Origin of the sequence: Atopobacter sp. AH10, from assembly GCF_003664595.1 — a bacterium.
In the GTDB taxonomy this organism is placed as follows: domain Bacteria; phylum Bacillota; class Bacilli; order Lactobacillales; family Aerococcaceae; genus Atopobacter.
Map to the genome: position 1 here is coordinate 1 of NZ_QXPZ01000047.1, position 12,407 is coordinate 12,407.

Consider the following 12,407-nt stretch of genomic DNA (forward strand, 5'->3'; position numbering starts at 1 on the left):
CATCCCCTACACATTTTGGTGCGTCTTTTTGTTCAATTGTCAAAGGTCAACCGTTGTCGTCTTTTAGAAGCGACAACTATTACATAATATCGCATTCGTTTTTGAATGTCAAGAGAAATTTTTATTTTTTATTTCTCTATTCTTCAAAGAGCTCAGGGCTTTTTGAAGACGAATAATAATTTACCATTTCAATTTATTCCTGTCAAGAAAGAATTTCAATTTTTTTGATATTTTTGCAGAAGAGCTCGTAAATTTCCCTATTTATAGCCATTTATCTATCTCTAAACTTTTACTTAAAAAACTAAATTCCCCTATTTAACCTCTGCTTTTAAGCCTCATCGCCAGCCTATCCAATGGGAGTCTGTAAAAATTCCTTCCTCTTTTCTAAAGGATATCCTTTAATTATCCAACATTGACATCAACGATTATATAAATGAGCTTGTGAAAAATTAAATGGTGGACAAATCTTGGAAGGATTTAGCTTCTATACTAACAAATCCCTTCTTTTAGCTATTAACCTCCTCTTTCCAAAGCTTCATTTCTTCTCTTAAGAATTTCACTATCAAATCCCCAAATACCTTGCTCTCTTTTAATGTAACGGTTGAGGGGGTGGGTTCTAGAATCAAATCCCCACACGCCTGTCTCTCTTCAGTTCCCCCCTTAGACAAAGCTTTCAAAGAATATCAAATCCCCAAATACCTGACTCTCTTCCGCAAAAGCAAAATAAAGGAGAGATTAAGTTGTAAGTCTCTAGAGAATTCGTTAAAATATAGTCTGTTCATGAGAGAACGGTTAGTTACCCAGACTTTTTTGTTAGTATAAGGTCAAAAACTTCCTATTTATATCTAGTTTTTTCATCTAACAAATAAGCCTATCGGGTGCTAGTTACCGTCTAATCGTTTTTATCAGTAAATTAACATTCTTCATCAATATCATCAAAGGAGTTTTGAAATGCCCAATACATTAAATAGAAAAGACAGTCTAGCGATCGGGGTAATGCTTTTCGGTCTGCTTTTCGGAGCAGGTAATTTAATTTTCCCTATCTTTCTTGGAAAAAGTGCAGGTTCTTCCATGCCTGAAGCCTCCCTTGGCCTCCTTGTCACAGCAGTCGGCCTCCCACTTTTAGGAGTTGCAGCAATGGGAATGACCCAATCTAAAAGTGTCTTCGATTTGACCGCTTCTGTCCATTCCTCATTTAGTTATTTCTACACTTTCCTCTTATATCTCACTATAGGCCCCTTATTTGCCATTCCACGTTTAAGTACGGTAGCTTTTGAAGTAGGAACTAGTCATTTTCTACCTAAAGATCACAGCGCACCTTGGCTTTTGGCTTTTTCCTTCTTATTTTATGCTCTAGCCCTCTACTTCGCTTTACGTCCGGCAAAAATTTTAACCGTCGTTGGTACAATTCTTACTCCCGCCTTTCTCCTGTTCCTCGGTGTTCTTATTTTCGTTTCTATTATAAATCCTGTCGGTAACATTCAACTCTCTCACCCATCAGCAGGATACGAAGAACACGCTTTCTTCTTAGGCTTATTATCGGGTTATAATACTATGGATGCTTTAGCCTCCTTGGCTTTTGGCATTATTATTATCAACTCCGTTAAAAGTAAGGGCGTGACTGAGCCTAAGTTAATTGCTAAAGAAGTGATTAAATCTGGAGTTATTTGTACCATCTTTATGAGCCTTATTTATATTGCTTTAGCTTACCTCGGCGCAACAACCACCAACATTTTCCCTGAAACCAGTAACGGTGGCCAAATTTTTAATGCTCTAGCCAGCCATTATTTTGGCGTCATAGGCTCCATTTTCCTCTTTACGATGGTTAGCTTAGCTTGCTTAAAGACCGGCATTGGTTTAATCACTGCCATTTCTGAAACTTTCGTTGAAATGTTCCCTAATACCATGTCCTACAAGCAATATGCTAGCCTAGTCACTATTTCCTCTTTTGCTTTAGCCAATGCTGGTTTAGATCGTATCATCAAGTTCAGTATCCCTGTCTTGATGTTCCTCTATCCATTAACGATCGTTTTGATTCTCTTAGCTATAGCTTCCCCACTTTTCAACAATTCTGCTCGTGTTTACCAAATTACTCTTATGTTTACTCTCCTCGCTAGTATTGGAGATTTTTTAAGAGCTACACCTACTTACATTAAAACGACAGTCCCAGTTCAAGCTTTTCTTTCTATTTATGAACGTTATCTACCTTTTAGCGAGTCTGGTATGGGATGGATCCTTCCGTCTTTATTAGGTGCTGTTCTAGCTTCAGCTTACTATATTGGGACTAAGCAACGTATTTCAAGATATTAATTTCTATTAGACTGGTATTCTTCCAGTCTTTTTCCTTTCTCCTCCATAACAAAAAACACACCAGTCGCTGACAAACTTTAGAACTTTAACTGTCTATAAGTTCGTCTCAACCGGTGTATTTTCTTATCTATTATTCAAAATTCCTGTTAAAGGGAAAATATTTCCACCCTAGATAAACTAGCTTGGAAATTTAACCTAAGAAGGCTAGCAAGACACCTGCAGCAACAGCAGATCCAATTACCCCAGCCACATTAGGCCCCATGGCATGCATCAAGAGGTAGTTGTTTGGGTTATAGCGTTGACCTTCTTTTTGAACCACACGGGCAGCCATTGGTACAGCAGATACCCCAGCAGCACCAATCATCGGGTTGATCTTTCCACCAGAAAGTTTGCACATTAATTTCCCCATCAAGACACCTGCAGCCGTCCCAATAGAGAAGGCGATCAATCCTAAAATAGTGATTTTCAAGGTGATCGGAGACAAGAATAAGTCGCCATTTGCTTTTGCCCCAACAGTTATCCCAAGAATGATCGTGATCGTATACATCATTGGTTTTTGCAAGGCTTCTGTCAAGTTCGGTACGATCTTAATTTCACGAATTAAGTTCCCTAGCATCAAGCAACCAATCAATGTTGTGGCACTTGGTACCAATAAACTAACAAAGATAACAGTCATAATAGGGAAGATGATTTTTTCTGTTTGCGAAACTGGACGTTGTTGAGTCATCACAATTTGGCGTTCTTTTTCAGTTGTCAAGAAGCGAATGATCGGCGGTTGGATAATAGGTACTAAAGCCATATAAGAATAAGCTGCCAAGGCAATCGCTGATAACAAGTGTGGCGCCAACCGAGTCGTGGTAAAGATGGCTGTTGGTCCGTCAGCACCACCAATGATCCCTACAGAACCAGCTTCTTGCGGGTTTAGTCCCAAAAGGATAGCCAAGAAGTAGGCGCCGAAGATCCCAAATTGAGCTGCCCCACCTAAGAGAATAGTCTTTGGATTAGCAATCAAAGGGCCAAAGTCAGTCGATGCCCCCAAGCAAAGGAAAATAAGTGGAGGATAGATCCCTAAGTTTGTCCCTTGGTAGAGATAGTACAAGAGCCCCCCAGGATTTCCCCCTTCTGGTTTAGCCATCAAGCCAGCTAATGGCAGGTTAACCAAAAGGATACCAAAAGCAATGGGCACCATCAAATAAGGTTCGTATTGTTTCTTAATCCCAAGATAGAGGAAGACAAGGGCTAGACCAATCATGAACAAGTTATTCAAGGTCATATGAGCCCAGCCTGACTCCATCACCATTTGCATTAAATTTTCTAACATAGGTCCCTCCTATAGGCTGACAAGAACTTGGTTAGATTCTACTGCTTGGTTGGCACTCACGTGGATAGCACTGACAACGCCATCTTCTGGAGCAACAATTTCGTTTTCCATTTTCATCGCTTCAAGCATCAACAAGGTTTGACCTTTTTTAACGGAGTCGCCCACTTTAACAGAAATAGACAATACAGTACCTGCCATTGGTGCTTCTACATTAGTCCCCTTGCCCTCAACGCTTTTAGGGGCTGCTTTACTTTCTGTTGCTGGAGCAGCTGCAAAATCCTTTGCCTCTTCTTCCGTTAGCTCACGTAGGGTTACTTGATAGCTTTGACCGTTAACTGTTACTTCATACTTTTTCATTATTCGTCTCCTCACTATTTCTTGATAATACTGTCAATGACAAAATGGCGATCGCTATGGTCTTCACTCGCTTGACTTAAAGCCGTTAAAGCCGCTACACGAGCTAATTCATCTTTTCCAAAATCAACAGTTTGTCCAACACTTGCAGTAGAACTGCTTGCTGAAGTCGTTTGAACTTCGGCCTTAGTTGTTTTCACTGTCCGACTGATCAAGATGTGCGTCAGCTCCATCATGAACATAATCCCAACTAAGGCAAGAAAAACGACTACCATAGCCACAACGGTTAATTGAAATGCCTCTATCATATTCGCTTATTCTCCTTTAGTAGTAACCATTTACTCGAACCACTTCTTGCTCATCAGCAGAAGTTTCTTCTACAGAATGACGTTTGGCCAAGTAGTTTCGCCCAACTTGCGGGAAGAGTGCATAAATCAGCACGTCTTCATCATTTTGAGCCAAGTCGCCAATTTCAGCTTTCAAATGTTCCCATTCTGCTGCCAAATGATCTGCAGGGCGGTCTACAATAACTTCTTCATCCCCAATAATGCTACGACGGAAATCTTCATCAACAGGCACTGGGGTCTTCCCATATTTCCCCTTGAGATAGTCTTTGATTTCGTTTGGCACCATCTTATACCGCACGCCACTCAAGACATTCATCGCTGCTTGTGTCCCCACCATCTGACTCAAAGGGGTCACTAGTGGAGGGAAGCCAAGATCTTTACGCACACGAGGCACTTCTTTTAGCACTTCATCATAACGATCTGTCGCTCCTGCTTGTTTCAATTGAGAGTACATATTAGACAACATTCCGCCCGGCACTTGATAAATCAAAGCACGTGGATCAGGAGTCAACATTTTAGGATCCAAGAGGCCTTGTGCAATATAGTGGTCTTTACATTCGCGGAAATGATCCCCAATTTTTTCTAGCAAAGTCAAGTTCAGCCCTGTATCAAAGCCCGCTTCATCTAAAACAATAGCTAAAGCTTCTGTACATGGTTGACTAGTCCCTTCACTTAGAGGCGAAATAGCCGTCTCAATCCGGTCTGCCCCAGCTGCAATAACTGCCTGATAGGTCAAATAACTAATCCCACTTGTGGCATGTGTATGAACAACTATAGGTACAGAAACAGTTTCTTTCAAACGACTTACCAATTTCTTCCCAACTTCTGGGGTCAAGATCCCTGCCATATCTTTCACACAGATCGAATCTGCTCCCATTTCTTCCATAGTTTTTGCCAATTCTGCATAATATTCCACTGTATGCACGTCACTGACCGTATAGCAAATAGCCAATTGCGCTTCTTTACCGGTCTTCTTCACAGCTTTTAAAGCCGTTTTCAAGTTACGCACATCATTTAGCGCATCGAAAATCCGAAAGACGTCAATCCCATTTTCAGCAGATAAAGCAATAAAACGTTCTACCACATCATCGGCATAATGGCGGTAACCTAGTAAATTTTGCCCACGTAAGAGCATTTGCAACTTGGTGTTCTTGACTTGAGATTTAATTTTTCTCAAACGTTCCCAAGGATTTTCATTTAAAAAGCGAATGCAGGCATCGAAGGTCGCTCCACCCCAACATTCAAGAGAATAGTAGCCCGCTTCGTCCATCGTTTTCAAAATGTCTGCCATATCAGCATAAGGCATCCGAGTGGCCATCAAACTTTGATGTGCATCACGCAAAACGGTCTCACTGACCGCAATATGTTTCCCCATATGTCTTCTGTTCCTTTCTCGTCTTTTGTCTTGCCGTTTGACTTATAGACTTATTTTCAACAACTGTCCAACTATCCAAAGCTAGTCACCACTCTAAACTTTAGTTCGTTAAAACAGCTCTCTTGAATAAGCTAAAAGCCCATCCGATGAAAGAGTTATATAGCCTTCGCTAAATAGCCCCCTATCCCCCTATGTCTAAACCGTTAGCAGATCGTCATCTGCCAGAGTTTAACTCCTTTATAGAGAGAGGACAAAGATGATTAGCAGCCCATACTCTTCCCTAGTTTTAAAGCGAAGTTCTCAAAGATCCATCCCTGATTCTAAGGAAGATCAACTTTTCACAAGCCAAGTTATAAAAACCCGTCCTGAAGAAGCAAAAGCATGTTAAGTTACCCCATGAGCATGGAGTTGCAATTAACCTTTGCGTCTAAAGTTTTTCTTCTTTATAAGCGCTAATGATCCCTTTCTCTTTCATCATTATGTCCCTATTCTACCGTGTTTTTCTGCCTTTATCATAAAAATGGGTGTTTTTTGCGTGCATTAACTTGACAGAAGATAAAATATGATGTAAATTAATAATCACGTAAAATAACTCAGTGATAGAGAGAGTAATTTTGGCACCTTTATAGAGAGGCTCGGTTTGGTGGAACGGGTCAAGGCAAGCGAGATGAAGATGGCTCTTGAGAGTTTGATCGTCGATAGGTAGGCGATCTCGGTGAGTTCAACCGTTATAACGAACACCGATGGGCGGGCAATATGACCTGCAGTCGGGCTGAGGGAAGTTAGATAACTTCCGAACAAAAGGTGGTAACACGATGATTCGTCCTTTTACTGATTATGATCAGTAGAAGGACTTTTTTTATAGCGTAAGGACTGAGTAAGTACACCCCTTCCTTTTTCAAAGAGAGCTTGAGATGGTGAGAACAAGTAAAAATAGGGTTGGAAAATGGCTCATGAACGCTTTACTAAAAGCTAGTCCATGACTAGTGAGGCGGTAACGTTGCTGGCGTTAACAGTTAGAGTCACAGACTCGTAAGGATCGATAGGCGACTGTCGATCGTATTGAGGTGGTACCGCGCCAGAGCGCCCTCAAAGATAATTTTCGAATCATCTTTGAGGGATTTTTTCTACCATCATCCTTTTACATCACCCAAACTAAAGAACAATAAAAAGAAAGGAAGAAGAACATGATTCACCTTGAAGATATTTCCGTTACCTTTTCTCAAAAGGGACAGGAAGTACACGCAGTCAAGCAAGTGAACCTCAACGTAGACGCAGGAGACGTCTATGGTATCGTCGGTTATTCCGGAGCAGGTAAATCAACACTCGTAAGAGTCATCAACCTTCTCCAAGTTCCTACAAAAGGGAAAGTCATCGTTGACGGCAAAGATATTACAAAACTTAGTCCTAGCGACTTAAGAGAAGAGAGAAAATCCATTGGCATGATTTTTCAGCATTTCAACTTAATGAACAGTCTGACCATCGCCGAAAACGTTCTTTTCCCTATCAAGTACGCTAAATTAAGCAAAGAGGAAAAAGCCAATAAGGTCGCTAAGCTTCTTAAACTAGTCGGCCTAGCAGATAAAGCAGACAGCTATCCTAGTCAATTATCTGGTGGTCAAAAACAAAGGGTTGCTATTGCCAGAGCCTTAGCCAATGATCCAAAGATCCTTTTATGCGACGAAGCCACTAGCGCCCTCGATCCTAAAACAACCCTTCAAATTTTGGCTCTTCTCAAAAAGTTGAACCAAGAACTAGGCCTCACCATTGTCCTAATCACTCACGAAATGCAGGTAGTAAAAGAAATTTGCAACAAGGTCGCTGTGATGGAAAATGGACATATCATTGAATCTGGTCATTGCGTCGATATTTTCAGCAAGCCAAAAGAAGAACTAACCCAAGATTTCATTCGTACAGCTACCCATCTAGACCAAGCTTTGGATACAATCTTAAATTCGCCAATGATCGAGCTCAATCCAGATAAAGAATGGCTAACTGAATTATCTTATGTGGGCAATTCTACCGACCAACCACTGATCACCGAAATTCATAAACGTTTTGGTGTAGAAACCAATATACTCTTTGGTAATATTGATATTATTCAAAACGTGCCAATCGGTAGCTTACTTGTCACCATGTCTGGTCCAATTGACAAACGCCAAGAAGCATATGCTTACCTGAAAGAAAGAAACGTCGAAGTTCGCCACATCAAAAAAATCAATGATAAAAACACTCTAGGAGGTGCGGCACATGCATAGCTTCTTAGAAACATATTTCCCGAATGTTATGGAAATCCCAGATGAATTTATCCAAGCCACTTGGGACACCATCTACATGACCCTTATGACATCCATTTTAAGCTTTGCAATCGGCATTCTTGTGGGCGTTATTCTTCTCGTCACTCGAAAAGATGGCATCCTCGCTTGCCCTACTTTCTATAGTATCTTAGACAAATTCATTAATATCAGTCGAGCTATTCCTTTCATTATCATGTTGGCTATCTTAGCCAAAGTCACTAAATTAATCGTCGGCATGACAATAGGAGCCACTGCAGCCCTTGTCCCAATGGTCGCTACTGTCGTTCCTTTCTTCGCTCGTCAGATAGAAAACGCCTTACTTGAAGTGGATCCAGGTGTGATAGAAGCCGCTCAAGCAATGGGTTTACGCCCTATCGAAATCATCTTCCGAGTCTACTTGAAAGAAGGCTTAGCTGGTATCATCCGTGCCGCCGCATTAACCATCATTAACGTGATTGGTTTAACTGCCATGGCTGGGGCTGTCGGAGCAGGTGGCCTTGGGGACTTAGCTATTACTAGAGGTCACAACCGATTCCAAGGAGACGTGACCTTTGTCGCCACTATCTTAATCTTGGTTTTAGTCTTTGCTAGTCAGGCTGTTAGCAATTTCTTGATCAAACGTCTTCGACATTAGTCCTTTAACTAGTGTCGTCCTGCCATTCGGGGTGAATCTTATCTGCTTTCACTCTACATTTTGGGTGAATCTTATCCCATTTCACTCTACATTCGGGGTGAATCTTATTCCGTTTCACTCCACATTTCATTTCGTTAACCAATTATTCTTAACAATTAGGAGGAATTTATTTATGAAAAAATGGTTAAAAGCAATCGCATGCTTATCACTTGCAGCAACTTTCTTAACAGCTTGTGGGGGAGCTTCCAATTCAAGCAAATCCGGTGAAAAAGTGACCACCGTTAAGCTCGGTATCATGGGAGCTAACACTGATGTGTGGGATACTGTTAAAGAACGGATCGAAAAGAACGAACCTATCAAAATCCAATATGTGAAATTCCAAGATTACAACCAACCTAACACCGCTTTAAACGAAGGTTCTATTGACCTCAATGCTTTCCAACACAATATCTTCTTGGAAAACTTTAACAAAGAACATAAGACAGATATCGTTTCTATCGGGAACACAATCATCGAACCATTCGGCTTCTACTCTCACAAAATCAAAGATGTGAAAGAATTGAAGAAAGGCGACAAAATCGCTATTCCTAACGATGTAACCAACGGCGGTCGTGCCCTCCGTCTCTTAGAAAAACAAGGTTTAATCAAAGTAGATCCTAAGAAGGGTATCTTCCCTACCACTTCAGACATCACTGAAAACAAACTTGACTTACAATTCGTTGAATTAGACGCTGCTCAAGTGCCTCGTTCGCTTGACGATGTAGCTCTTGCAGGGATTAACTCCGACATCGCTATCGACGCTGGTATCAACCCTGTTAAAGACAACCTCTTCCGTGAAACAGTTGACGAAAACTCTAAACCATACATCAATATCATTGCTGCACGTAAGAAAGACAAAGACAACAAAGTCTACAAAACTATCGTTAAATACTACCAAACAAAAGAAACTGAAGACGCCATCAAGAAAATCATGAAGGGCGCTCAAGAACCAGCCTGGAAAGAAAAGAAATAATAGGAGCTGATCCTTTAGGAGGCTTAAGCTTCCATTTGATCACTTCGACCCATAAGCTTTTAGTTTGAATGGAGGAAGGTCGTCAAAGCATAGCCTCTCCCTCCTCCATTTAAAAAGCTTATCCTAACAGGCTTTAATCGAACATTTGTATAAGAGACTTGCTTCACTTTGCTATTTTTAAGCTGAGCAAGTCTTTCTTTTACCCAATTTTTGCCGGATATATCCGCAAGTAATATACATTATATAACAAGAAAGAAGGAATCCCTTATGAAGAAAAAATTTTGGTTCAGTTTAGCTAGTCTAGCCTTAGTCGGCTTGCTTTTTACAGGTAATCATAGTGCCATTGACGCTAGTGCAAAAAAACAAGTGGTTAAAATCGGGGTAGTCGGCGCTGACACAGACGTTTGGGACGGTGTTAAAAAACGTATAGACGCTGCAGGAGAAAAATTCACTCTAAAATTCGTGAAATTCAGTGACTATAACCAACCCAACCAAGCCTTAGCAGAAGGTTCTATCGACCTTAACTCTTTCCAACACCAATTTTTCCTCGATAACTTCAACAAAGAACATGGGACAGACTTGGTTTCTATCGGGAACACTAGCGTTGCTCCACTAGGGATTTATTCTAAGAAAATCAAAAACGTTAAAGAATTAAAAGACGGTGCCAGCGTTTCTATCCCTAACGACGTCACCAATGGCGGTCGTGCCTTACTTTTATTGCAAACAGCAGGTCTTTTAACGATTGATAAAAAAGCCGGTTTAACCCCTACTGTTAAAGATATTACAGACAACAAAAAGCATCTTAAAATTAAAGAACTCGACGCTAGTCAAACCGCTCGTTCTCTAGAAGATGTGGATATTGCTTTGATCAATTCTGGGGTTGCTGTCGACTCAGGCCTTACACCAACCAAAGACGCTATTTTCTTAGAACCAGTCAACGATAAGTCAAAACCTTACGTTAACATTATCGTCGCTCGTAAAAAAGACGCTAAGAACAAGATCTATAATAAGATCGTTGATTACTACCAAACTAAAGAAACTGCTACAGACATCACCAAAACCTCTAAGGGCTCTAGTATTCCTTCTTGGGAAAAATACGGCCGTAAATAACCCCTTACCAGTCTACTTATATAGATAAGAGTTAAAGTAAAGTCCCATTAACTTCCTTGGCTTTAAAGCTTACCAGTCTACTTATTTAACTAAGACTCAAAGTAAGGATAGGCTCCCAACTAGTTATTTCTATAGGGCTAGGAGGGGGCTTTTTCTTCACTCTCTTTGCCCACCCTATGGCGAAAATCCATCACTAGGAGCTAACAAGAACTCACCCTAGCAGCAACTTCCTTACCCGTCCGTTTAGACGAGTACTAAGACAAGTCATCGATTTTTTTCACCCATCCCCACATTATTTTTAAAGGAGGACTCACCATGACGAACTATCAAGAAACAATCATCCAATACATCGACCAACACTTACCCATCTATCAAGAAATTGCCAAAGACCTTCACGACCATCCCGAAACATGCAATCAAGAATACCGGTCAAGCAAAATCCTAGCTGATCAATTAGAAAGTCAAGGCTTCACACTCACTAGACAAGTCCCTGGACATGAAACCGCCTTTGATGCCCGTTATATATCTGAAAAACCAGGTCCAACACTAGCCTTTCTCGCAGAATACGATGCCCTCCCTTCTATCGGTCACGCCTGTGGACACAATCTACTCGGCAATTACTCTCTTTTAGCTGCTGTTGCCTTGAAAGAAGTCATCGACCAAATCGGTGGAGAAATTCGTGTTTATGGCACTCCCGGTGAAGAAGGAGGTCCTAATGGATCTTCTAAAGCCAGCTTTGTCCGTCATGGCTACTTTAAGGATGTCGATGCTGCTCTTTGCGCCCACCCTGGTTACGAATATGGGGAAACAGCTACCGGCCTAGCTAATGATCCTGTTGATATCGTCTTCCACGGCGTCTCTAGTCATGCTGCTGCAGCTCCAGAATTAGGCAAGAGTGCTTTAGATGCCTTAATCCTCGCCTTTAATGGCATCAACGCTCTTCGACTTTATTTGCCAAAAGATGTCAACATCCATGGCATCATCACCAATGGCGGAAAGGCAGCTAATGTGATCCCAGATTATACTTCTGCCCGTTTTTATCTACGGGCTAAAAACCGTTCGACCTTAAATGAAGTCTATCAACGTGTGGAAAATGTCGTCAAAGGTGCTGCCCTTTCTACAGGAACGACTCATGAATTCGGCCTTTTCCAAAACGCTGTTGACGATATCATCGTTACTCCAACTTTTGATCAGGTCTTCTCTTCCCATTTTGACAAAGTAGGTATCCCCAAAAAAGATATCCGAAAAGACCCTGAACGTTTCAAATTAGGTTCTTCTGATGTGGGTAACGTGAGCCAAGTTATCCCGACTATTCAACCCACCATTTCTATTTCAGACGACCCTATCCCTGCTCACTCTGAAGAATTCAAGGCGGCTGCTAGAAGTCAAAAAGGACTTGATTCTATCGGTTATGCTGCTAAGCTTTTGGCACTAACGGCTCTTGATCTATTAGAAGACCCCGACTTGTTAGCTCGTATCAAAGCTGATCACAAAGAAAGCTTGAAAAAGGGCAACTAAACTATTCGGACTTTCCGGCTAAGAAATAAGGGCTTCTTTCCTTAATCCCAAACTGTGACACTTAACAACCTAAATTCCCCCAAAATTTGTCCACCATTTAATTTTTCACAAGCTCATTTATATAATCGT

Annotated in this window: 10 protein-coding genes and 2 other annotated features; of the genes, 6 read left to right on the plus strand and 4 right to left on the minus strand. The window is 41.2% G+C overall.

Annotated features, from left to right (window positions below; genetic code table 11):
- The first annotated feature begins 951 nt into the window (after positions 1-951).
- A complete protein-coding gene (gene brnQ / locus D3H64_RS08660) occupies positions 952-2,310 on the plus strand; it encodes a branched-chain amino acid transport system II carrier protein (protein WP_121565843.1) in 1,359 nt (452 codons plus the stop codon).
- A gap of 190 nt (positions 2,311-2,500) precedes the next feature.
- On the opposite strand, the gene D3H64_RS08665 is transcribed toward brnQ, so the two are convergent.
- Genes D3H64_RS08665 through D3H64_RS08680 form a run of 4 tightly spaced genes read right to left on the minus strand, consistent with a single transcriptional unit; the run spans position 2,501 to position 5,707 of the window.
- A complete protein-coding gene (locus tag D3H64_RS08665) occupies positions 2,501-3,631 on the minus strand; it encodes a sodium ion-translocating decarboxylase subunit beta (protein WP_121565844.1) in 1,131 nt (376 codons plus the stop codon).
- Positions 3,632-3,640: 9 nt separating this feature from the next.
- A complete protein-coding gene (locus D3H64_RS08670; protein ID WP_121565845.1) occupies positions 3,641-3,988 on the minus strand; it encodes a DUF2118 domain-containing protein in 348 nt (115 codons plus the stop codon).
- 14 nt (positions 3,989-4,002) lie between these two features.
- Positions 4,003-4,293, minus strand: a complete 291-nt coding sequence (locus D3H64_RS08675) for an OadG family protein (protein WP_121565846.1) — start codon at positions 4,291-4,293, stop codon at positions 4,003-4,005.
- A gap of 16 nt (positions 4,294-4,309) precedes the next feature.
- Positions 4,310-5,707 (minus strand): oxaloacetate decarboxylase subunit alpha, encoded by a 1,398-nt coding sequence (locus D3H64_RS08680; protein ID WP_121565847.1) that lies wholly within the window; start codon positions 5,705-5,707, stop codon positions 4,310-4,312.
- Positions 5,708-6,294: 587 nt separating this feature from the next.
- Positions 6,295-6,538: a binding site (T-box leader), on the plus strand.
- Between the two features lie 29 nt (positions 6,539-6,567).
- Positions 6,568-6,801 (plus strand) — a binding site (T-box leader).
- A 93-nt stretch (positions 6,802-6,894) separates the two neighbouring features.
- Between D3H64_RS08680 and D3H64_RS08685 the strand changes: the two genes are divergently transcribed.
- From D3H64_RS08685 to D3H64_RS08705, 5 genes are all read left to right on the plus strand, one after another.
- Positions 6,895-7,965 (plus strand): methionine ABC transporter ATP-binding protein, encoded by a 1,071-nt coding sequence (locus tag D3H64_RS08685; RefSeq protein ID WP_121565848.1) that lies wholly within the window; start codon positions 6,895-6,897, stop codon positions 7,963-7,965.
- A complete protein-coding gene (locus D3H64_RS08690; protein ID WP_121565849.1) occupies positions 7,958-8,638 on the plus strand; it encodes a methionine ABC transporter permease in 681 nt (226 codons plus the stop codon). Before D3H64_RS08685 ends, D3H64_RS08690 begins: the two co-directional genes overlap by 8 nt.
- Before the next feature lie 172 nt (positions 8,639-8,810).
- Complete coding sequence (locus D3H64_RS08695) at positions 8,811-9,650, plus strand: MetQ/NlpA family ABC transporter substrate-binding protein (protein ID WP_121565850.1); 840 nt, start codon at positions 8,811-8,813, stop codon at positions 9,648-9,650.
- Positions 9,651-9,917: 267 nt separating this feature from the next.
- Positions 9,918-10,760 (plus strand): MetQ/NlpA family ABC transporter substrate-binding protein, encoded by an 843-nt coding sequence (locus D3H64_RS08700; RefSeq protein ID WP_121565851.1) that lies wholly within the window; start codon positions 9,918-9,920, stop codon positions 10,758-10,760.
- A 315-nt stretch (positions 10,761-11,075) separates the two neighbouring features.
- The gene (locus tag D3H64_RS08705; protein ID WP_121565852.1) at positions 11,076-12,278 is read left to right on the plus strand and encodes a M20 family metallopeptidase; all 1,203 of its coding nucleotides are present in this window, start codon (positions 11,076-11,078) and stop codon (positions 12,276-12,278) included.
- Positions 12,279-12,407: the final 129 nt, after the last annotated feature.

Coding starts and splice junctions, on each gene's coding strand:
- D3H64_RS08670 (WP_121565845.1), bottom strand. CDS start 3,988: ATGAAAAAGTATGAAGTAACAGTTAACGGTCAAAGCTATCAAGTAACC.
- D3H64_RS08690 (WP_121565849.1), top strand. CDS start 7,958: ATGCATAGCTTCTTAGAAACATATTTCCCGAATGTTATGGAAATCCCA.
- D3H64_RS08695 (WP_121565850.1), top strand. CDS start 8,811: ATGAAAAAATGGTTAAAAGCAATCGCATGCTTATCACTTGCAGCAACT.
- D3H64_RS08680 (WP_121565847.1), bottom strand. CDS start 5,707: ATGGGGAAACATATTGCGGTCAGTGAGACCGTTTTGCGTGATGCACAT.
- D3H64_RS08705 (WP_121565852.1), top strand. CDS start 11,076: ATGACGAACTATCAAGAAACAATCATCCAATACATCGACCAACACTTA.
- D3H64_RS08700 (WP_121565851.1), top strand. CDS start 9,918: ATGAAGAAAAAATTTTGGTTCAGTTTAGCTAGTCTAGCCTTAGTCGGC.
- D3H64_RS08665 (WP_121565844.1), bottom strand. CDS start 3,631: ATGTTAGAAAATTTAATGCAAATGGTGATGGAGTCAGGCTGGGCTCAT.
- D3H64_RS08685 (WP_121565848.1), top strand. CDS start 6,895: ATGATTCACCTTGAAGATATTTCCGTTACCTTTTCTCAAAAGGGACAG.
- D3H64_RS08675 (WP_121565846.1), bottom strand. CDS start 4,293: ATGATAGAGGCATTTCAATTAACCGTTGTGGCTATGGTAGTCGTTTTT.
- brnQ (WP_121565843.1), top strand. CDS start 952: ATGCCCAATACATTAAATAGAAAAGACAGTCTAGCGATCGGGGTAATG.